Origin of the sequence: Helicobacter mehlei, assembly GCF_007280785.1 — a bacterium.
In the GTDB taxonomy this organism is placed as follows: Bacteria; Campylobacterota; Campylobacteria; order Campylobacterales; family Helicobacteraceae; genus Helicobacter; species Helicobacter mehlei.
Window position 1 is genome coordinate 97,844 of record NZ_VKGC01000001.1, and the last position, 18,913, is coordinate 116,756.

At 45.1% G+C, this 18,913-nt stretch carries 21 protein-coding genes; 14 read left to right on the plus strand and 7 right to left on the minus strand.

What is annotated here, in order from left to right; genetic code table 11:
• Positions 1-80: 80 nt before the first annotated feature.
• Positions 81-821 (plus strand): carbonic anhydrase family protein, encoded by a 741-nt coding sequence (locus tag FNE76_RS00520; RefSeq protein ID WP_120948079.1) that lies wholly within the window; start codon positions 81-83, stop codon positions 819-821.
• On the opposite strand, the gene miaA is transcribed toward FNE76_RS00520, so the two are convergent.
• The 6 genes from miaA to ribE form a co-directional block, all read right to left on the minus strand.
• Positions 818-1,702, minus strand: a complete 885-nt coding sequence (gene miaA, locus FNE76_RS00525) for a tRNA (adenosine(37)-N6)-dimethylallyltransferase MiaA (RefSeq protein WP_120948080.1) — start codon at positions 1,700-1,702, stop codon at positions 818-820. The two genes, FNE76_RS00520 and miaA, sit on opposite strands and share 4 nt — an antisense overlap.
• Positions 1,699-2,031 (minus strand): ribosome silencing factor, encoded by a 333-nt coding sequence (rsfS, locus tag FNE76_RS00530; protein ID WP_120948081.1) that lies wholly within the window; start codon positions 2,029-2,031, stop codon positions 1,699-1,701. Before rsfS ends, miaA begins: the two co-directional genes overlap by 4 nt.
• Positions 2,009-2,599 carry a nicotinate (nicotinamide) nucleotide adenylyltransferase gene (gene nadD / locus FNE76_RS00535; RefSeq protein WP_120948082.1) on the minus strand — a complete coding sequence of 197 codons (591 nt, stop codon included), beginning with the start codon at positions 2,597-2,599 and terminating at the stop codon, positions 2,009-2,011. Before nadD ends, rsfS begins: the two co-directional genes overlap by 23 nt.
• Before the next feature lie 7 nt (positions 2,600-2,606).
• Positions 2,607-3,059, minus strand: a complete 453-nt coding sequence (nikR, locus tag FNE76_RS00540) for a nickel-responsive transcriptional regulator NikR (protein ID WP_006016853.1) — start codon at positions 3,057-3,059, stop codon at positions 2,607-2,609.
• Positions 3,060-3,125: 66 nt separating this feature from the next.
• Positions 3,126-3,395 (minus strand): EscU/YscU/HrcU family type III secretion system export apparatus switch protein, encoded by a 270-nt coding sequence (locus FNE76_RS00545; protein WP_120948083.1) that lies wholly within the window; start codon positions 3,393-3,395, stop codon positions 3,126-3,128.
• Entirely contained in the window at positions 3,395-4,012 is a 618-nt protein-coding gene (ribE, locus tag FNE76_RS00550; protein ID WP_120955619.1) for a riboflavin synthase, read from the minus strand. The genes FNE76_RS00545 and ribE overlap by 1 nt, the downstream gene beginning before the upstream one ends.
• Before the next feature lie 97 nt (positions 4,013-4,109).
• Between ribE and FNE76_RS00555 the strand changes: the two genes are divergently transcribed.
• From FNE76_RS00555 to FNE76_RS00615, 13 genes are all read left to right on the plus strand, one after another.
• Positions 4,110-4,877 carry a TatD family hydrolase gene (locus tag FNE76_RS00555; protein ID WP_120948085.1) on the plus strand — a complete coding sequence of 256 codons (768 nt, stop codon included), beginning with the start codon at positions 4,110-4,112 and terminating at the stop codon, positions 4,875-4,877.
• Positions 4,878-5,990 (plus strand): lytic transglycosylase domain-containing protein, encoded by a 1,113-nt coding sequence (locus FNE76_RS00560; RefSeq protein ID WP_120955620.1) that lies wholly within the window; start codon positions 4,878-4,880, stop codon positions 5,988-5,990.
• Positions 5,974-7,110 carry a septal ring lytic transglycosylase RlpA family protein gene (locus tag FNE76_RS08725; RefSeq protein ID WP_328588032.1) on the plus strand — a complete coding sequence of 379 codons (1,137 nt, stop codon included), beginning with the start codon at positions 5,974-5,976 and terminating at the stop codon, positions 7,108-7,110. Before FNE76_RS00560 ends, FNE76_RS08725 begins: the two co-directional genes overlap by 17 nt.
• 3 nt (positions 7,111-7,113) lie before the next feature.
• Positions 7,114-7,692, plus strand: a complete 579-nt coding sequence (locus FNE76_RS00570; RefSeq protein WP_235852229.1) for a hypothetical protein — start codon at positions 7,114-7,116, stop codon at positions 7,690-7,692.
• Between the two features lie 11 nt (positions 7,693-7,703).
• The gene (lptA, locus tag FNE76_RS00575; RefSeq protein ID WP_120948088.1) at positions 7,704-8,234 is read left to right on the plus strand and encodes a lipopolysaccharide transport periplasmic protein LptA; all 531 of its coding nucleotides are present in this window, start codon (positions 7,704-7,706) and stop codon (positions 8,232-8,234) included.
• On the plus strand, positions 8,221-8,856 hold the full coding sequence (gene yihA, locus FNE76_RS00580) for a ribosome biogenesis GTP-binding protein YihA/YsxC (RefSeq protein WP_120948089.1): 636 nt from the start codon (positions 8,221-8,223) through the stop codon (positions 8,854-8,856). The genes lptA and yihA overlap by 14 nt, the downstream gene beginning before the upstream one ends.
• Positions 8,843-9,301, plus strand: coding sequence for a hypothetical protein (locus tag FNE76_RS00585; protein ID WP_235852230.1), 459 nt, complete (start codon positions 8,843-8,845; stop codon positions 9,299-9,301). The genes yihA and FNE76_RS00585 overlap by 14 nt, the downstream gene beginning before the upstream one ends.
• Positions 9,282-11,054 carry a penicillin-binding protein 2 gene (gene mrdA, locus FNE76_RS00590; RefSeq protein ID WP_120948090.1) on the plus strand — a complete coding sequence of 591 codons (1,773 nt, stop codon included), beginning with the start codon at positions 9,282-9,284 and terminating at the stop codon, positions 11,052-11,054. The genes FNE76_RS00585 and mrdA overlap by 20 nt, the downstream gene beginning before the upstream one ends.
• A 352-nt stretch (positions 11,055-11,406) precedes the next feature.
• Positions 11,407-12,054, plus strand: coding sequence for a radical SAM protein (locus FNE76_RS00595; protein ID WP_120948091.1), 648 nt, complete (start codon positions 11,407-11,409; stop codon positions 12,052-12,054).
• Entirely contained in the window at positions 12,006-12,440 is a 435-nt protein-coding gene (locus FNE76_RS00600; RefSeq protein WP_120948092.1) for an SPASM domain-containing protein, read from the plus strand. Before FNE76_RS00595 ends, FNE76_RS00600 begins: the two co-directional genes overlap by 49 nt.
• Positions 12,424-13,068, plus strand: coding sequence for a DUF4097 family beta strand repeat-containing protein (locus FNE76_RS00605; RefSeq protein WP_120948093.1), 645 nt, complete (start codon positions 12,424-12,426; stop codon positions 13,066-13,068). Before FNE76_RS00600 ends, FNE76_RS00605 begins: the two co-directional genes overlap by 17 nt.
• A 420-nt stretch (positions 13,069-13,488) precedes the next feature.
• The gene (locus FNE76_RS00610; protein WP_143928323.1) at positions 13,489-15,402 is read left to right on the plus strand and encodes a methyl-accepting chemotaxis protein; all 1,914 of its coding nucleotides are present in this window, start codon (positions 13,489-13,491) and stop codon (positions 15,400-15,402) included.
• 86 nt (positions 15,403-15,488) lie between these two features.
• A complete protein-coding gene (locus FNE76_RS00615) occupies positions 15,489-16,937 on the plus strand; it encodes a glutamate decarboxylase (protein ID WP_120948094.1) in 1,449 nt (482 codons plus the stop codon).
• 46 nt (positions 16,938-16,983) lie between these two features.
• Here FNE76_RS00615 and FNE76_RS00620 read toward each other — a convergent pair whose 3' ends face one another.
• On the minus strand, positions 16,984-18,897 hold the full coding sequence (locus tag FNE76_RS00620) for a motility associated factor glycosyltransferase family protein (protein WP_120948095.1): 1,914 nt from the start codon (positions 18,895-18,897) through the stop codon (positions 16,984-16,986).
• Positions 18,898-18,913 lie beyond the last annotated feature (16 nt).

An 18,913-nucleotide genomic window follows, 5' to 3' on the forward strand; every position in this document is an offset into this window, starting at 1 on the left:
ATTACCACTAAGACAAACAAGTCACTTTCAAAGAAAAATACATGCATAAACAAGGTATCTTTCTAGCAAAAAGGATGTTGATGAAAAATGTGTTGGTTTTAGCCGGTCTGTTATCTCTTAGTGTCTTAAATGCTGGTGAGTGGAGTTATGACAAACATACGGGAGCCCACCATTGGGATAAATTGCACAAAGATTATGCCACCTGCAAAAGTGGCAAGAATCAATCCCCGATCAACATCGAGCACTACTACCACACACCCGATAAAGAAAATCTCGTTTTTGACTATGAAGATCGCAGACCCACCTCTGTTAGCTACGATCACCATACTCTGGTGGCTAAGTTTGCACCCCCCTCCAATACTATTCTCTATCGCGATCACCCCTACTACTTGATTAACCTGCATTTCCATATTCCTATGGAATTTGCAATCCATTCCAAACGTGAGCCTACAAGCATGCACTTGGTGCATCAAGATGATGATGGGCATTTGTTGGTCGTGGGGATTGGTTTCCATATTGGGGATGCCAATCCCCTTTTTACCACTTTATTTAGCTCCTTTAAAAACAAGTCAGCCCCCAAGATTTTACCCCTAGAGACTCTGTTGCCCCCTGACATCCATTACTACCACTTTAATGGCTCACTCACCACACCTCCTTGCACAGAGGGTGTCTCTTGGTTTATTGTCGAAGAAACACTCAGCATTTCTCAAAGACAATTTGAGGAACTCAAACGCATCATGCACAGCAAGCCCAACCGCCGCCCGCTCCAAAAAGACTACAATAGTGTGATCATCAAAAGCACGACCCATGTGCGCGATTAGGGCGCAAGATCTGTTAAAAGCGCATGTGGTTCGACCAAGCTAATCTCTTTAAACTGCGTGCGGTTAAAGGTCATCTGGCGTTTAGCCAGTTGGCAAGTGTGGGTATAAATGGCTTCATAGAGTTCTTTTAGACTTAGTTTGCCTTGTAGGTGTTGCAAACACTCCTTAGGACCAATTGCCCTAAAGGGTTGGTGATCGCTCCCATATTGGGCAACAAGTGCCCTAATTTCCTCCACAATCCCGCATTTTAACATCTGTGCCGTGCGTTTGGCGATATTTTGGTGCAGGTTTTCTTTAAGCACATGTAGGGCATAGAGTTTAATGGGTCTATCAAAGGGGATTTTAGGGTGTTTTTGGAAATAGAGCGTAGGGGGGGTCTTAGTTGCCAAATAAATTTCTAAGGCTTTAGTGATGCGGTAGGTATCTTGGGGCTTGAACATTTGGGCGTAATCTGGATCGATTTGGGCCAAAAAAGCATGGGGATTATTCAGGGCTGTGATTTTTTCTTGAATTTCTAAGTGTTGCTCAGGGCTTAAATTTGGCATGGGGCTTAAGCCCTCCAAGATAGCTTTAAGATAAAAACCACTCCCACCCACAATGAGTAAGGTTTTCTTAGGGGTGGTGGCGATCGCTTTTTCTAGTTCTTGCTTAAAAAGGGGGGCGTTGTTTTTTTCATGGATTTCTAAAACATTAATCCCGTAATGTTTCACACATTGCAGGTCTTGGGGGCTGGGCTTGGCTGCGGCAATATTGATTTCTTTGTAAATGCTCAAGGAGTCTAGTGAAACAATCTCAGCATCTAAGCGTTGGGCTAGCTCTAGGGCTAGGGCACTCTTGCCACTCCCACTAGCCCCAATGATGGCAATGAGGGTAGGATTCACGCGCGTGGGTTGTGGTAATCTTTTAAAAAGCCCTCTAGGTTGAAGCGTTCGCGATAAGCCTGCGTGAAAAGATGCACCATCACATCGCCCAAGTCAATCACAAGCCATTCTTCATTACTCTCATCAATGGCATAAAATTCCTCACCAAGAGGCTTGAGCGTGCTTTTGAGGTGATCTAAGAGGGCTAGAGCGTGTTTACCTGCTAGGGCGGTGGCGATAATCACATGGTCGGTGATGTATTCTTGCTTGCTCAAGTCAAATAGGGCGATATCGGTAGCCTTTTTATCCTCTAAGAGTTCCACGATCCTAGTAATTCTTGGGTTTGGCATAGTTTTCCTTAAAAGTTTGAATCGCACAAGGTTGCAGGGCATAGGGGATATCTTGGCTAATACAGTGTTGTTTTAAACAAATTCTAATCTGGGTTGAGGAGATCGGGCGTTTGATGCGGGGCAAAAACAGAGATTGTGCCCTAAAGCCTTGTGGGAGTTGTAGGGCGTACCCCTCCCGATGCACAACCACTAATTCTACCAATTTTTGTAATTGCAAATAACCTTCCCAACGTTCCAGTCCAACAACATTATCTGCACCAATGATAAAATAAAGTTTGTTGGGTTGGAATTTTTGGTAAAAATGTTCCACGCTTTCAATGCTGGGCACGGGGCGGTTTTGTAAAATCTCAAAATCGCTCACTTGCACTTTGTCTAAGTCCTTTAAAAGTTGGCGCATCCACATTAAGCGTTGTTGGGGGCTAAAACAAGGGTGGGTTTTAAAGGGGTTTTGGTAAGCCACCAGCACAAAGAGTCTATCGGGTTTGAGGTTTTCTAAAGCCTGTTTAATCACCTCCAAATGGGCGATATGGGGGGGATCAAAACTCCCACCATAGAGTGCAATATCCACAAAAATCCTAGCTATTTTGTTTGAAGCTAGAGGCTTTGGTGAGTTTGGAGAATTTCACGCCCTTAAGCCCGCCAATCTCTAGGTGCAAGTGCATGATCTGTGAGGGGCGTCCCCTTAAGATGATGGTTTCCAAACAATTATTTTGGTTTAAATGCACATGGGTGGTGCATAAAATGCTGATATGGCTTTCATGTTGGATGTCAATGATCTTTTGGTTGAGCTCGCGTTGGTGGTGATCGTAAATAATCACCAGCACCGCAACGGTCAAGCCATTTTCCATTTCTGGCAACATTTCATCTTTAGACCAACTATCCTCAACAAGTCTCTCACGGATCATGTCGCGCACCAGTTCGGAGCGTGAGGAGTAGCCATTTTTGATGATGCGGTTGTCCAATTCATCTAATAAATTCTGCTGTAAAGACACAGAGAACCTGATGATTGTATCGTCCCTATTTTCCATCCCTGTCCTTATCAAAGTAAAATCCAGTGCGGATTGTAGCCTATTTAGGCTAATTTGGCAACTACTCTAAGAACTCATTTGGGCGTGGCTTTCAATATTTTGTAGCCAAACAAAGACTTCTACAACACTTTGGTAAAGCTCGGGAGGGATCGTGCTATCCAGACGCACATCTAACAAGGATTCCACCAGCGCAGCGTTGCAAAAAAGCGGGACATCGAAGGCTTTAGCTTTGTCGATGATGGCTTTAGCAATCTGTCCCACACCCGAGGCGACTACTTTAGGGGCGTTGTCTGTGCCAATGTTATAGGCCAGTGCGGCCGCTTTGGACATGCCCATTAGTAAGCCAATGCGAGCGCGTCTAGCACTTGCCATGTCGGCATAGGGGCTTGCTTGGCCAAGAGATGTGCCACGCTCCTAACTAACATATCGGTTTCGATATTCACCCGCCGCCCCTTTTGGCAGGTTTTAAAAAGGGTGTTGTTAAAGGTGAGCGGGATGATCACCAACTCTAGGCTTTCAGCACCCACGCTTGCAAGAGTGAGACTCACCCCATCAATGGCGATCGAGCCTTTGGGGATACAGAGTTTTAAAATATCGGGGGGGGCTTGGATTTGCACGCTGATTTGATTAGCCACAGACTTAATTTGCTCAATGATCCCAATCCCATCGACATGCCCTTGCACTAAATGCCCATCCAGTCTAGAATTAGCCAGCAAGGCAGGTTCTAAATTCACCAACGCACCTTGTTGGTAATTTTCTAGGGCGATGCTCTCTTGGGTGTATTGACTGAGTTGCAAACTAAAGCCATGAGAGTTTAAAGCAACTACACTCAAGCATGCGCCATTAATGGCAATGCTATCCCCAATTTTGGGGATATAATCGCTCTTGATCTCTAAAAGATCGCCTTTAAGAGATTTTACTTGGGCGACTTGGTAGATGAGCCCGCTAAACATGGTGATCTCCTTAAAGTGTCCTTTTTTGTGGCAAAATTTAGGCTATATCGCTTGAGATTATAATATAATAGAGCTTTTGATTGTGTAAGGGAGACATATGTTGATTGATACCCATTGCCATTTGGATCACGCCCTCTATGAGTCTGATTTACAAGAGGTCTTAGAGAGTGCTAGGGAGGTGCATGTCAATGTGGCCATTATCCCGGGGGCTGATCCACAGGATTTAAAACGCGCCATCGCCTTGAGCGAGAGGCATGCGGGACTTTATTTTGCGGTGGGTGTCCATCCATTAGATCAACAAAGTTTTGATTTGGGTGTTTTAAAAGAGCATATCCAGCACCCTAAATGTGTGGCGGTAGGTGAGTGTGGGCTGGATTACCACCGCCAAGAGAGCCAAGCAGATTCCATCAAGCAAGCCCAACAAGATATTTTTAGGGCACAAATTGGATTAGCCCTAGAGTATTCTAAGCCCTTGATCGTGCATATCCGCGAGGCGAGCCTAGATGCCTACCACATTTTAAAAAGTTACCCCAATCTTAGGGGGGTTTTGCATTGCTACAACGCCGATGAAGTGTTGCTGGATTTAAGTTCTTGTTTTTATTTTGGCATTGGTGGCGTGGCGACTTTTAAAAATGCTAAAGATTTAGTGGGGGTTTTGCCTAAAATCCCCCTAGATCGCTTGTTGCTAGAAACCGATGCGCCCTACCTAACCCCCCATCCTTTTAGAGGACAACGCAACGAACCCAAGCATATTGCCCTAATTGCCCAAAAAATAGCCCATGTGCTGGATCTAGACCCTAACACCCTAGCGCAAATCACCACCCGAAACGCCCAAAACCTCTTTGGTTGCTTAAGAGCGTCCTAAATGAAAAAATTAAACCTGATCAGCCTGTTCTTGGCATTCTGTCTGGGCAACCCACTTAGTGCCCACTCTTTAGTTAATAATGTATTGAATTTAAAGCCCTTAAACGCCTTTGGGGTCGATGGGGAGTTTTTAGCGAGCGTGGATAATACCCAAACCTACCAAAATATCCAGCAAACTTTGAAGGGACTCATCAAACATTACGATGCCAATGGGGTTTTTATCCCCACGATTAAAAGCATGCTCATCCAAGCCAATATCCCCGTAGAGTTTTTGTTTTTGGCGATGGCTGAGTCGCATTTTGCTACAGATGCCAAGAGCGATAAAAAGGCGGTGGGGATTTGGCAATTCATTCCCGAAACCGCCAAAATGTTAGGCTTAAAGGTTAATCGTTATATCGATGAGAGACGTGATCCCATCAAAAGCACCCAAGCAGCTATTAGTTACTTCCAAATGCTCTACAAGCAAACCGGGCAATGGTATTTGGTAGCGATGGCATATAATTGCGGTCCGGGTCGGGTGTTGCAAGCCATCAAAGAGGCTAGGAGCGATGATCTGAATATCTTACTTGACGAGGATAAAAAATTCTTGCCCAAAGAGACTCGCAACTATATCCGTTCCATTTTGAGCTTGGCGGTTGCCTTTAGCAATATCGATGCGTTGGAACACAAAGAATATCTGCTGAATCGCGGATCACGCGTGGCACTAGCCAGTTTGGAAATTCAAGGGGGGACTTTATTAGCAAAGGTGGCCAAAGGAGCTAGACTCTCTTTGATTGAACTTAAATCTTACAACCACCAGTTTAAATATAATTTCCTCCCCATTGGGCAAAAAAGCATGGTTTATATCCCCTATGAGAATTTGGCCTATTTTAGGCAACACTACACGCCCAGCAAAGACATTGCCAGCAATTTCATTAGCCACAAAGTCAAGCCCAGAGAAAGCCTCTATTCCATTGCCAAAAAATTCCATATCAGTATTGAGATGCTCAAAATGGCAAACAACTTAAAAGGCTCGTTTTTGAGCCGTAACCAACACCTCATCATCCCGATCCTCAAAAAACAACCCTCTGAAAAAAGTGGTCGAAAAGTGGCGCAAAATGAATTTATCCAATAGGCTCTTAGGACTGGTGTGTGTGTTGTTTCTAGCCAGTTGCAAACAAACCCCCTCCACCCCCCGCACACCACCCCCCAGTGCCAAATCCCATGAAAGTCTATGGGCTTATAAAGATGCTAGAAACTTCGGTGGGGCACGATCCAACGCCCCTTCTTACTCCCCTAACACGCCTGCTTACTCCAATGAGCCTTATAGCCCACCTGTTAGCCAAACCCCTAGCCGCTCCTACCAGCCCCAACCCAGTTTCCACACCACCCCCCCAAACACGCCTAGCACCCCTAGTGTCTCTAGCACCCCCAGCCCCAAACCTCCGCTCAGTTCTACACCCCCCATCACTAAAACCTCCCCTAGCGCACCTCTCCCGCCCACAACCGCTAAAGTTACACCCCGATCGCTCACGGGGGGCATGATTGATTCAGAGGCAATGCAAAGAGCCACCATGCGCCCTTATAAGGTGGGTGGAAAGACCTACTACCCAACAAAAGTCGCTGTAGGGCAGACCTTTGATGGGTATGCTAGCTGGTATGGCCCCAATTTCCACGCTAGAAAAACGAGTAATGGCGAGACTTATAACATGTACGCCCACACCGCCGCCCATAAAACCCTACCCATGAATACCATTGTCAAGGTTACCAATAAGGATAACAACAAAAGCACCATTGTGCGGATCAATGATCGAGGTCCCTTTGTGCCTAACCGCATCATCGATCTCTCCAACATCGCCGCTAGGGATATTGAAATGGTGGGCAAGGGGGTTGCTCCTGTCAAACTGCAGGTGCTAGGGTTTGGGGGGGTGGTCTCCAAGCAATATGCTAAAACTCTAAACATCCCCCAAAACCACACCCTCCAAAAAGAATTTAAAGTCGGTCCCACCCAACAAAGCTACAGCGGTGGGGAATTTTCGTTGCAAATGGGGGCTTTTAGGAATAAAGAGGGGGCACTCAAGGCACAACGCAATTGGCAAGCCAAATTAAAAAAGGGGCATAAAATCCGCATGGTAGAAGGAATCAAAGACAACCAGCCCATCTACCGCGTTTTTATCAGCGGCTTTAAGAGCGAAGAAGAGGCAAATGACTATGCCAAACACATGTCCCAACCCACGATCTTGGTGCGTGAATAATTTGTGGGACGGCTCAACTCAATTTGGATTTTTTTTATTTCTTTAAGCGTGGTGATGGTGGGCTTGATTTTGCTTTTTTTAAAACCCCAGCCTAGTCTCTCAACCAAAGGGGGCGAGTTTGCTAAAATTGAGGTGCAAAAATTCCACGCTTTCCAAACAAGCACCGCCAGCACCGATTTTAAGATTGAAGGGAGCAGAGCATTGCAATATAGCGATCACGAGGTGCTCTATGATTTTACACTCAGCAAGTTTGACCCCCAAACCCACACCCAAGAGCACGCTAAAGGAGAAGTGGTGGTGCGTAAAAAGGATCTTTACACCTTCCCTAAGGGCGTTCTTTACACAACCAGCAATAACGAAAGTTTTTGGAGTCAAAAAGGCACTTATGATCACAGCAAACAGACTTTTGATGGGCACGGGTATTTTTACTTGAGTGCGCCAGAGGGAGATGTGAAGGGCGATGACATCACCTACAACCATGTGGCCAAAATCTTGCGGGCTAAACACATCCACGCGGTTATCAACCTAGAAAATACCCAACAATCCTCAAGAAAATCACCCACAGGGGATTTGCCATTTTAAGATTATTCTATTTGCTGGTGTTAGTGGGGCTCTTAGGTGCTGTGCCCCTCAAGGAGACTTTGGAGATCACTGCTGATAAATTTTTAGCCAATGAAAAGAAAAGAACCACCATCATTGAAGGGCATGTTTTCATCAAAAAAGGGCAGGACACCCTCACGGCTGATAAGGTTGTGATCTACACCAACCAAAAACGCAAACCCATTAAATACGAGGCGATCGGGTCGGTCAAATTCCACATTGTAACCCAAGATGGCCGCCATGTGGAGGGGCACTCCGATCGCTTGATCTATGATGCAATCAAGCGTGAATACCGCCTCTTGCAAAATGCGGTGGTCAATGAAGTGGGCAAGATCAACTCCATTAAGGGCGAAGAGATCATCTTAAATAATGTGAGCGGGTATGCAGATGTGGTGGGGGGCAAAGACAAGCCGGCTAAATTTATCTTTGATATGGAGGACATCCAAAAAGCCAACGAGCAAGAAAAGGCCAAAAAAGCCAAACAAAAAGCCCAGCACTCCAAGGAATCCCATGCCCCCCATTAAAGTCCTGCAGAGTCAATTTTTATGTGCGGCCAGTAAGCTAGAGCATTGTCCGCCGATGCACCTACCCGAAGTGGTGTTTCTGGGGCGTAGCAATGTGGGTAAAAGCACCCTAATTAACAAGGTGTTGCAACAAAAAATTGCCAAGAGCTCGGCCACCCCGGGTAAAACCCAAACAGCTAATTTTTTTGACACTAGATGGCAATTAACACACCAAGTCTTAAAATTTCATTGTATCGACTTACCCGGTTTTGGGTATGCCAAAGTTTCTAAGAGTTTGCAACAAGAATGGGGGGTTTTTTTATGCAATTTGTTAAAAACACGTAGTAGCATTAAGCTTTTCTTGCACCTTGTGGATGCACGGCACCCCAACCTTGCCCTCGATCAAGAGGTCGCGTGTTTTTTAGATCAGTTAATTGCCCCCACCCAACAAGTGCGCCGGATTTACACCAAATTTGATAAACTCAATGCCAACCAACAACACGCCCTTTGGCACAAAACCCCCAACTGCCTAGCCACTTGCTTAAAAACAACTGACATTTCTGCTAAATTTGGCTCTTTAGATGCGATCCAAATGGCGATCATCGAGGGACTTTTTGGGATCAAAACTGATGAAAATACTTAAATTCAAGCACTATACCCGCTGGATCGCCTATGGGCTGGGCTTTTACTTGTATAGCAATTTAAAAGACCTTTATTTGTTTTTACCCCCCATGATTGGGTTTTTATTTGCCTTTTACCGCATGCTCAGTGCCCAAGAGGACCAACAAAACGGGTGGATGCTCTACATCTTTTTTTGTCTGCTCTGCATTGAAGCCATCCACCTAGAACCCTTGGGGGTTTTGATTTTGCTCTTCATCCTGTACGATAAGATCGTGGTGCATTGGCTTTTGAACATGTTTGCAGACAACCCACTAGGTGATGCCCTCCATATTTTTGCAATCTATGCGATTTACTTTGTGATTCTGTCTTTCTTGAATCAAAATAGTGTCGAAATGCTCCGCTATCTAGTGGGTTATAGCCTTTTTGAGTTTGTGCTCTGGAGGGTTTATGTTAAGTCTCAGGTATAAATTCGTCTTAGGGTTTTTATTCCTAGTTTGGGCATTGTTATTGCTCAAAATCTTTATTTTGACAATCAAGACCAACGACTACTTTGAGCGACTCGCTTTGCGCAACATGACCAAAAAAGAAATCTTAGTGCCCACCCGGGGACTGATCATGGATCGCAACCACGAATTGCTCGCTATTAACCAACTAGGTTTTAGCATCGCCCTCCCCCCCTCTTTAAAAAAAGCCCAACTGCAAGCCCAGCTTGCGTATTTAAAACACTACTTCCCCGATTTAAACCCCACCGACGCGCTCGAGGATTACCAAAAACAAAATTCCCGCTACAACCACAATGCCATTATTATCTTGGACTTTATCCCCTATGACCAAATGCAACCCCTCTATGCCAAGCTCACCCAAAACCCACATATCATTATCAATGCGGCAAACAAGCGCTACTACCCCAATAACGCCCTAGCCGCACATGTGATCGGGTATTTGAGTGCGGCTAACACCCAAGACCTCAAAGAAAACCCCAAGAGTCAATACACCCACACCATCGGCAAGACCGGGTTAGAAAAAGAATATAACGACTTTTTGCAAGGTGAGATGGGTTATAAGCTAGTCAGCGTGAATGCGCTCAATCAAGAATTGGAAGTGTTGGAGAAAAAGGAGCCTCAAACCAATAATGATCTCATTTTAAGCCTCGATAAACGCTTGCAACACAAGGCAGACACGCTGTTTATCGACAAACGGGGCGCAATTATTGTCATGGATGTGCATACTGGGGAGATTTTAGTGGCTGGGAGTTATCCGGAGTATAACTTGAACGAATTTATTGGGGGTATTAGTGTGGCTAATTGGAAAAATCTGCAAGATGATATCTACAACCCCTTGTTAAACCGCCTCATCAATGGGCTTTACCCGCCCGGCTCGGTGGTGAAAATGGGTTCAGCCTTGAGTTTCTTAGAATACCTACCCATCACGGAAAAAACAAGTGTTTTTGCACCCGGTTATATTGAAGTGGGGAAACGCAAGTTTAGGGATTGGAAAGCAGGGGGGCATGGCGAAACCAATCTTTATAAGGCGATCAAAGAATCTGTCGATGTCTATTTTTATAAATTTTCTTTAGATATATCCATTGACAACCTCACCAAAACCTTCAGGAAACTAGGCTTTGGGAAAAAAACCGGGGTGGATTTGCCCAATGAGTTTGTGGGAATCTTGCCCGATCCGAGTTGGAAGATGAAACGCTTTGGGGCGATGTGGAATGTGGGGGATACGCTGATCACCTCCATTGGTCAGGGCTCTTTTCTAGCCACGCCCATGCAGGTGGCTAACTACACTGCACTAATTGCCTCGGGCAAACTCCCCATCCCTCATTTTTCCCTTAAAGAACATCCCAAGCCCCAGGATGTTTTAGATGGGTTACAAAAATCCAAACTCCCCTTCTTGCGTGAGGGGATGTATGGGGCTTGTAGCACCCCCGGGGGCACAGCCTATAAAAGCACGCGTGGGACGAAGGTGGCTTTAGCATGCAAAACGGGTACTGCCCAAGTGGTGGGGATCGATCAAAATACCCAAGTGCGCATCAAAGAGAGTCAAATGGAATATTTCCACCGCTCACATGCGTGGATCACCGCCTTTTTGCCCTACAAAAACCCCCAATATGCCATCACCATTTTAGTCGAACATGGCGAGGGGGGGAGCAAAAACGGCCCCATTCTTAAAGAAATGGCGAACGCGCTTTTAGATTTGGGCTATATTAAACCCTAACTTAAGGATTTTGAGTAAAAAATTATGCTACGGCTGAGCCACTAGGAGGGCTTTAAATGAATTACAACCAGCTACCCAAACAAGTGAGCATTTTAGATAATCGGGGGGGAACTCTACCTCTATAATTGGTTCAATGACATCGGTGTTTCCATTGAGCCAAGATACATTGCAGAGCTAACCAAGCACCAAATCGCCTTTACTGAAGACTTCCCCGCTCAGCACCTCGAATTTTTAAGCCAAAATGCTTTTCTAGTCGATGAAGCCTTTTTAAAGGGCTTTTACCAAAGAGAATTTGATAAGCAGATTCAAAAAGAACAGAATGAGTTGCATTTAATCTTGCTCCCAGCAGGGGATGCGTGCAATTTTCGCTGTGTCTATTGCTATGAAAACCACGAGGACACCGCCAGATTTAAACAGCTCCAGCGATAAAATCTTTGAGTTCATCGCGCATAACCAAGACAAGCGCATCCGCATCGAATATTTCGGGGGTGAGCCCCTTTTAAACCTCAAATGGATTTTAGCCTTTCAAGAGAGAATTGCCCATATCAAACACACTGCTTCTATGACCACCAATGGCTATCTTTTGAGTCAAGAGAACATGCAAGCGTTGGTGCAACGCAATGTCAAAGCCTTTCAGATCACCCTAGACGGGCTTAAAGAACAGCATGACAAAATGCGCCCCAAATGTGGCGGGGGCGGGAGTTATGATCAGATCATGGGCAATATCAAGGCGATCAGCGCGCTTAAAGAGCACTTTTACATCATGTTGAGGTGTAACTTCAACCAACACAGCTCTAGTCCCGAACAAAGAGCGCAATTCTTTAAAAATCTTGACTTTATCAATGGGGATCACCGCTTTGCCCTACTCTTTAGACCCATTGGGCTTTATTCTGAGGGCAATAACACCATCACGCCCGAGCGCAAGCAAGCTTGTCATAGCGGTGCGCCGATATGCAGGGCACTTGGGAGAGGGAGGCGCAAGAACAGGGCTTTTTACTAGGCGATTTAGGCATGCTTACCCAAATTGCCGGATCGGTGTGTTATGCCTCCAAGTCCTCGAATTTAACGATCAATCCTAAATTAGAGGTGCTTAAATGCACCATCGCGCTCAACCAAGAGCATAATAAATTTGGTAATTTGCAAGAGGGGTTAAAACTAGAGGCGCATAAGCTCGAGGCGTGGGAGGAGCACATCCAATTTGACCCCGCTTGTAAGGATTGTTTCTTTTTCTTCCAATGTATGGGGCGCGCCTGTGTGCTCAAAAACTACCTCAGCAAATCCAAGAAATGCCCCATTGTCCCCAAAAATGCGCCCTTTTTAGTGGAAAAAATCCGCAAACAAAAGGAAATTTTAAGAAAGGCAGTGAGCGATGGAAAAAACATTTGAGTTTAAAGCCAGCGACTTAGAAGTGAAGTTTGGCTTAAAGATGGAAATTGAAGTCTTGCCCACCGATAAAAAAGACGCGTTCGTGGTGTTTGAAAGCGATACTAGCGATTCGGATCTCTTGATCGAGCACAACGATCACAGCCTTTACATCACCACCCCAGAGGATGAGGAATTAGTCGAAGAGATTAGGGGAATCCGTAGCATTGGGGATGCCTTTGCCCTCTTAGTAAAAAAGGGCTTGCAAGGGGATTGCAAGGTTTTCCGGAGGGCTAAAATTTATCTGCCTGTTAATCACATCGCCCTTTACTTGTCTGCCAACAACGCTAAGGTGGCGGTGAATGCGCCCATAGAACGATTAGAGTTAAAGCTCAATAATGGCAGTGTCAGCGTGAAAAGCGCGATCAAAAATTTCAAGGCTAAGGTCAATTCGGGCGACTTATTCTTATATGAGCCCCTAGACACCTGCTACACCAAGGCAAATAACGGCACGATTGAACTACAAGCGGGCGTGCGCGCCTTAGAGATTAAAATCAATAATGGGAATATCCAACTAGGGCGCTCCCAACAAAACATAGAAACCTGCCAAATCAAGGCAAATAACGCCCAAATAGACGTGCAAGCGCTTTAAAACAAGCGGTTTTGTGAATGTTGTGGATTAGTTTAATCTTAAAGAAAGGAGAGAATATGCCTAAGCATTGCAAGCCTTTGGTCCGAGTGTAGCAGTGGCGATATTCTTTGTTCGTGCAACATACCTGAAGTCAACTGGTCCAAAAGGCGAGTTGGTGAGTCGCATATAATCTCCTTTGACACAAATAGAGAAAACCTAGAGACAAAATGTTGGTAGAATCACGCCAACACATTAAACCTTGTTTGTGTGAAATATGCTAGAATTTCCAAGGAATGTTGGGTGATATAGACGTGGTTATTAAGAGAATTGTCAATAACAAGCGTTTTTTAGGAGTCTTTTTTGGGTCCGCTTAATGGTTTGAAGTTACAAAGTAAAATCATATTAATCATTTCAATTCCGATGGTAGCCCTATTGTCCTTTATGTTGTGGCAATTATATAACACTTATGGCTCTTTGGTGCGCAATAAGGACTTAGCGCGCCAAGTCGAGGTGTCCAAATACCTCTCTGCGCTCGTGCATGAAATGCAAAAAGAACGCGGGATGAGTGCGGGTTTCCTCTCTAGTAATGGGGTGCAATTTGCCAAAGAGCTACAAGAGCAAAGGCGGCACACAGATACGCGCTTAGAGCAACTTAAAAAATTTCTAAATTCCGCTCCGGGTTTAGATGTTGCATACATACAGACCTTGCAAAAAGAGTTGCATTTTTTAGACAAATTACCCCAAATCCGCGATGCCATGGTATCTGAGGATAAGAAGGCACTTGTGGATAGCACGATTGCCTACTTCACGCAAAGCATCGATCTCTTTTTAGATAGCGTGCTAGAATCCATTAATATCATCCATAGCTCCCGCATTGCGGATAGAATGATGGGCTATATCAGCTTCCTTTATGCCAAAGAGATGTCTGGGCTAGAGAGGGCTACAGCCAATCGAATCTTCATCGCCAATGCCCCAGCCGATCCCAATTATTTTAAATTCATCGCCTTAGTGGCCAAGCAAGAGGTTTTTACAAAATATTTCCTCTCCTTTGGGGATGCCAAGAGCGTGGCGTTTTTCCGCCAAGTCTCACAGGATTCAAGCTTTAAAGATGTGGAGGCGATGCGCCAAGCACTGATCAAAAAATACCTTGTGGGCAATTTTGGCATTAAGCCTACAATCTGGTTTGCAACCATCACAAGAAAAATCGATTTGCTCAAACAAGTAGAGGATACAATCAGCACAAACATCACAAATCTCACTGAGACTGAGATCAGCAAGAATACCCACTATTTTGTATTCTTGGCAATCTGTGAAGTGTTGCTCATTATTGTTACGACAATTTTGTCCCTCTTGGTGGTGCGCAATATTTTTAAGAGATTGCAAAAGATTAACAAGGCATTACAACACATCGTAGATAGTAAAACTTTCACCGACAAGATCGCCATTGTTACCCATGATGAAATAGGTTTGATGACCAAATCGGTGAATGTCTTCATCGAGTACATGCGCAACACCTTACAAAAAATCTTTAAGGAAGTGCAAAACAACACGGCAATCTCCAAGTCTCTAGGCACCATTTCTGCAGATTTGGACTCCAATTCCAAGCAAATCGAACAAATTAGCCGTAGTAACACGGATTTAAGCCACTCTAGCCGCCAAATCCTAGATGAGAGCATGGCGGTGTCCCTTTCTACCCGAGAGCTTTTAGAGGGCGTGCTCAAAAATGTGTCTGAAACCAAGGCAGCAGTGAGCGTGATTGATGAGCATGTCCAACGCAACAAAGCCAATGAGGAAAATGATGCCCTAGAAATGCAATCTTTATCCACAGAGGCACAGAATGTTTCAAGTGTACTGGATGCCATCACCGAGATTGCCGATCAAACGAATTTGCTCGCCCTCAATGCCGCCATAGAAGCCGCACGGGCGGGCGAGCACGGGCGGGGCTTTGCGGTGGTGGCCGATGAGGTGAGAAAATTAGCCGAGAGGACTCAAGGCAATATTACAGAGAGTGAAGCCATTGTCAAGCACATTTTGAAATCCATTGCCAAGATGAACCAAGAGAGAAAGGATAATCTGCAATTAATGCAAATTCTAGCCCAACACTCAAGCCAAATGCAAAGCCACATGAACCATCTCTCTAGCGTGATTGTGAGCGCGGTGGATCAATCCTTGATTAATCTCAACAATATCCAAAAAATCAACGCACACACCACAAGTGTTCTTGAGAATGGAGACAAAATCGCTGCCTGTGTGCAAGATTTATTAAAAATCAACGATTCGATGCAAAAATCCTCTAATGAACTCAACCAGCAAACCCTTGATCTCAATGACTTCTTAAGTGTGTTTAAGATTTAAAAACCAAAAACCGCTATTATCGATTCATGCAGGCTTGGAAAAAGCTCTCAGTTTAAAGCACATTTAAAGAAAATAGGAGACTTCTCATGTTACACAAAAAAAGTCACATCGAAAGAGATGAGGAAAAATTTGTTTTTAAGGCGGACACTTCTTCTACGCCCATTTTTGGCAGTGCGGAGAGCGATGTTTTGTTGCCCCGCGAAAAGATAGGGCAAAAGATGATGGATCCGCGCATCGCTTACCAGTTGGTGTCCGATGAGATGATGCATGATGGCAACCCCCGCTACAATCTTTGCACCTTTGTGCAGACCTATATGGAGGAGGAAGCCCGAAAAATCATGCTCGATTCCATGGCGACTAACGCCATTGATAAGTCTGAATACCCACAAACCACCGAGATTGAAAAACGCTGTGTGAATATCATCGCCAATCTTTGGAATGCCAACCCTAAAGAGGATTATTTGGGCACTTCCACGGTGGGTTCCTCAGAGGCTTGTATGTTAGGCGGAATGGCGATGAAATTTAGATGGCGCAAGAGGGCACAAGCTCTAGGCATCGACACCAACGCCAAAAAGCCAAATCTCATTGTCAGCTCGGGCTACCAAGTGGTGTGGGAAAAGTTCTGCGTTTATTGGGATGTGGAGTTGCGCGAAGTTCCTCTGAGCGATTGGCACGACCTGACCTTGAATGCGCAAAAAGCCATTGATCTTTGCGATGACTACACGATTGGGATCGTGCCCATCATGGGAATCACTTATACAGGGGCGTTTGATGACATTGTGACCTTAGATAGGTTACTAAGTGAATATAACCAACAGGCTAAAATCAGCGTGTCCATCCATGTCGATGCTGCCTCTGGTGGACTGTATCTGCCCTTTATGGAGCCGGATCTAGCGTGGGATTTTCGCCTTGAAAATGTCATCTCTATCTCAACTTCTGGGCATAAATACGGGCTCATTTATCCGGGGATTGGCTGGGTGATGTGGCGTGATAAGCAATTCTTGCCCGATGAATTGATCTTTAAGGTGGCGTATTTGGGGGACTTTGAGCCCACTTTTCAAATCAATTTTTCCCGCTCTGGCTCGCAAATTTGGGCACAATATTATTGCTTTGTGCGTTGGGGCTTTGAGGGTTATAGAGCCGTGCATGCCAAAACCCGTGATGTAGGGCTTTTCTTGGCAAGGGGCATTAAAGCATTGGGACTTTTTGACATGATTAATGGGGGTGAGAATATCCCCATTGTTTGCTGGGCGATGAATGCACAAGCGCAAGAAGAAAAACAATGGGACCTTTATGATTTAGCCGATCGCCTGCGTTTTAATGGCTGGCAGGTACCCGCTTATCCACTCCCTGCCAATTTCCAAAATGTCTCTGTGATGCGTATTGTCGTGCGCGCCGATCAGAGTATGGAACAAATGTCCTTATTTTTAAAAGACCTCAAGCAAGCGATCAAAGAGTTAGACACCGCTAAACTAGGAAAGCATAAGCGACTCTCAGAAGAGAATGGGGTCGTTCCGATGGGTTATACGCATTAGAGCATAGGGGTCTAATAAGCCTTTTTAGAGCCCCCAAAATTATGCGCTAATTTTTTCCCCAAGCTTGCAAGGCTTGCTCGATAATCTCCATCACACAGGTGATCCCCCCAGCGAGGCTAAAAAGCCAGTACTTGTGGGCGTAAATCCACTCTAATTGTTTGGCTTTGAGCGCATCTTGATTAAAAGTGGCTTTGCTCACAATCTTGGCGATGTCTAACTCTTGGTGGAAAATATAGGACTGAATCGCATCATTAAAGCAATAGTTAAATTTAACTTCTTCAAATAAATCTTTGATCGCATCAATTTTGGTGCTGAGTTCCTCTAATTTTTTGAGATCCAAGCGTTCTAGTTGTTTTTGGGCATTTAGGGCCTCGATCTCCTCTAAAAACCCCGCCACTTCTAAAAACAAGCCCTCAATTTTTTCTTTGCACTCTTTGGAATAAGCGATGATGTCTTGGCAGGTTTTCTTAGCACTGGCTAAAAAATGCACACTTTGCTTGGGTGTTGGGGGTGTGAGATTGAGGGGTGTTTTGGGTTCTGTGGTTTGTAAATCCTCGTGAATACGCTTTAAGCATTCTGTAAAGGGGAGTTCTAAAGTGCCTTGTATGCGCGCCCCGCCCTCTGTGGCGTTGATCACTTCCAGTTTATAGGGCGTGTGGTAAATGTCCTTTTCAAAAAAATCTAAAAAGAGTTTCCAAATCCGTGTACTCTCCACCTGCCCCTCTCCCCCATAGCCTTCAATAAAAATCTTTTCCCCCTCTTGCTTGGGGGCGATCTCATCAGCCCCATACAAAGCCCCTTGTGCATGGCTTGCCCCACTAGGCGCAAAGCTCAAATCTTGACCGATAAAAATGCAACGCGCAAAACGGGCGTGCACAATGAGTTCATAAGCCATATTCGCCGCGCTCATGCCAATGCCCAAATAACCATATTCATGCAAGCCAAAAACACTGGTATAGCCAAAGGGGCGCAAGCTAAATTGTGGCACGCCATGCGTGATCGCCTCACGCAAGCGTTCATGCACAATGGAGGTGATCGCAAAGATCACACCCTCTTGAGCAAGCTTTGGGGTGTCCTCATAGAATTTAGCCGTAGCCTCCACGCGTTCTAAAGAGAGCACAATGTCAGGCTTGATGCCATAAGCATGTAAAATGGGAAAAGAGGCATCGATGCAAAAGAGGGTTGCATAGGGGGCGATCTGCTTTAAAAGGGGTAATTGCTTGTTAAGACTAGGTCCAGTAGAGATAATAATGGCGGTGTTATAAAGGGCGTTGCGCTTTTTAAGGGCATCAATCAAGTTTAAAAGCGTGGGGGTTTGCACCAGATAGGGGAGGTTTTGGACATGGTGTTTGATCCCCATGATGGCATCTCTGGCATCATTGCCCACACTGATGACAGCATTTTCAATCGCCTTGATCAAATCTTGATTGATCTGCTGGATTTGCTCATGGTAGCGATCGTAGTAATGGTTGAAAATGATGAGCTCATAGACTTTAGCATAAATGCGCGCCTTTTTGTCCATGTCAAAAAGAGAGGAAAGCATTTGGTAAGAACACGCACTGGCTAACAAAAAAATCAAACGATCGTTTTGAATCTCCTCGCTAAAATCCAACAAGTTAAAGACAATGAATAAAATTTCAATTTCAGGCTCGATCACCACGATTCGCTGGATTTGAGAATGCCCTAAGAGTAAGCGGTAAAGCATGCCATTCCCCGCACCATAAAAATACAAATAGGGCGTGTAGATATAGGGGCTTAATTCCTTGAGGCGTTGGAGATTTTCCTCTAGGGGTTTGTGCTTAAAAAGGGGCGTGTTGCTGGTGATGTCAATGATATTGAAGTCGTCCTTTTGCATGAAGACTTCATATTTGAGATTGCTTTTAACTTGGGAGAGTTGCAGGGCTAACAAGGGGTCCTTCGTGGCCAAGATGGCCAAATTCTTTTCATAGATGTCATGCATTAGGCGACAAAGCCCC

Excerpts from the sequence above, each read along its gene's own strand:
- FNE76_RS08725 (WP_328588032.1), top strand. The coding sequence starts at position 5,974 with ATGAATTTATCCAATAGGCTCTTAGGACTGGTGTGTGTGTTGTTTCTA.
- FNE76_RS00620 (WP_120948095.1), bottom strand. The coding sequence starts at position 18,897 with ATGCATGACATCTATGAAAAGAATTTGGCCATCTTGGCCACGAAGGAC.
- FNE76_RS00595 (WP_120948091.1), top strand. The coding sequence starts at position 11,407 with ATGCGTGCAATTTTCGCTGTGTCTATTGCTATGAAAACCACGAGGACA.
- FNE76_RS00605 (WP_120948093.1), top strand. The coding sequence starts at position 12,424 with ATGGAAAAAACATTTGAGTTTAAAGCCAGCGACTTAGAAGTGAAGTTT.
- FNE76_RS00520 (WP_120948079.1), top strand. The coding sequence starts at position 81 with ATGAAAAATGTGTTGGTTTTAGCCGGTCTGTTATCTCTTAGTGTCTTA.
- yihA (WP_120948089.1), top strand. The coding sequence starts at position 8,221 with ATGCCCCCCATTAAAGTCCTGCAGAGTCAATTTTTATGTGCGGCCAGT.
- nikR (WP_006016853.1), bottom strand. The coding sequence starts at position 3,059 with ATGGAAAATAGGGACGATACAATCATCAGGTTCTCTGTGTCTTTACAG.
- FNE76_RS00610 (WP_143928323.1), top strand. The coding sequence starts at position 13,489 with ATGTTGTGGCAATTATATAACACTTATGGCTCTTTGGTGCGCAATAAG.
- FNE76_RS00585 (WP_235852230.1), top strand. The coding sequence starts at position 8,843 with ATGAAAATACTTAAATTCAAGCACTATACCCGCTGGATCGCCTATGGG.
- FNE76_RS00560 (WP_120955620.1), top strand. The coding sequence starts at position 4,878 with ATGAAAAAATTAAACCTGATCAGCCTGTTCTTGGCATTCTGTCTGGGC.
- FNE76_RS00555 (WP_120948085.1), top strand. The coding sequence starts at position 4,110 with ATGTTGATTGATACCCATTGCCATTTGGATCACGCCCTCTATGAGTCT.
- ribE (WP_120955619.1), bottom strand. The coding sequence starts at position 4,012 with ATGTTTAGCGGGCTCATCTACCAAGTCGCCCAAGTAAAATCTCTTAAA.
- FNE76_RS00545 (WP_120948083.1), bottom strand. The coding sequence starts at position 3,395 with ATGGGCATGTCCAAAGCGGCCGCACTGGCCTATAACATTGGCACAGAC.
- FNE76_RS00615 (WP_120948094.1), top strand. The coding sequence starts at position 15,489 with ATGTTACACAAAAAAAGTCACATCGAAAGAGATGAGGAAAAATTTGTT.
- mrdA (WP_120948090.1), top strand. The coding sequence starts at position 9,282 with ATGTTAAGTCTCAGGTATAAATTCGTCTTAGGGTTTTTATTCCTAGTT.
- FNE76_RS00600 (WP_120948092.1), top strand. The coding sequence starts at position 12,006 with ATGCAGGGCACTTGGGAGAGGGAGGCGCAAGAACAGGGCTTTTTACTA.
- rsfS (WP_120948081.1), bottom strand. The coding sequence starts at position 2,031 with ATGCCAAACCCAAGAATTACTAGGATCGTGGAACTCTTAGAGGATAAA.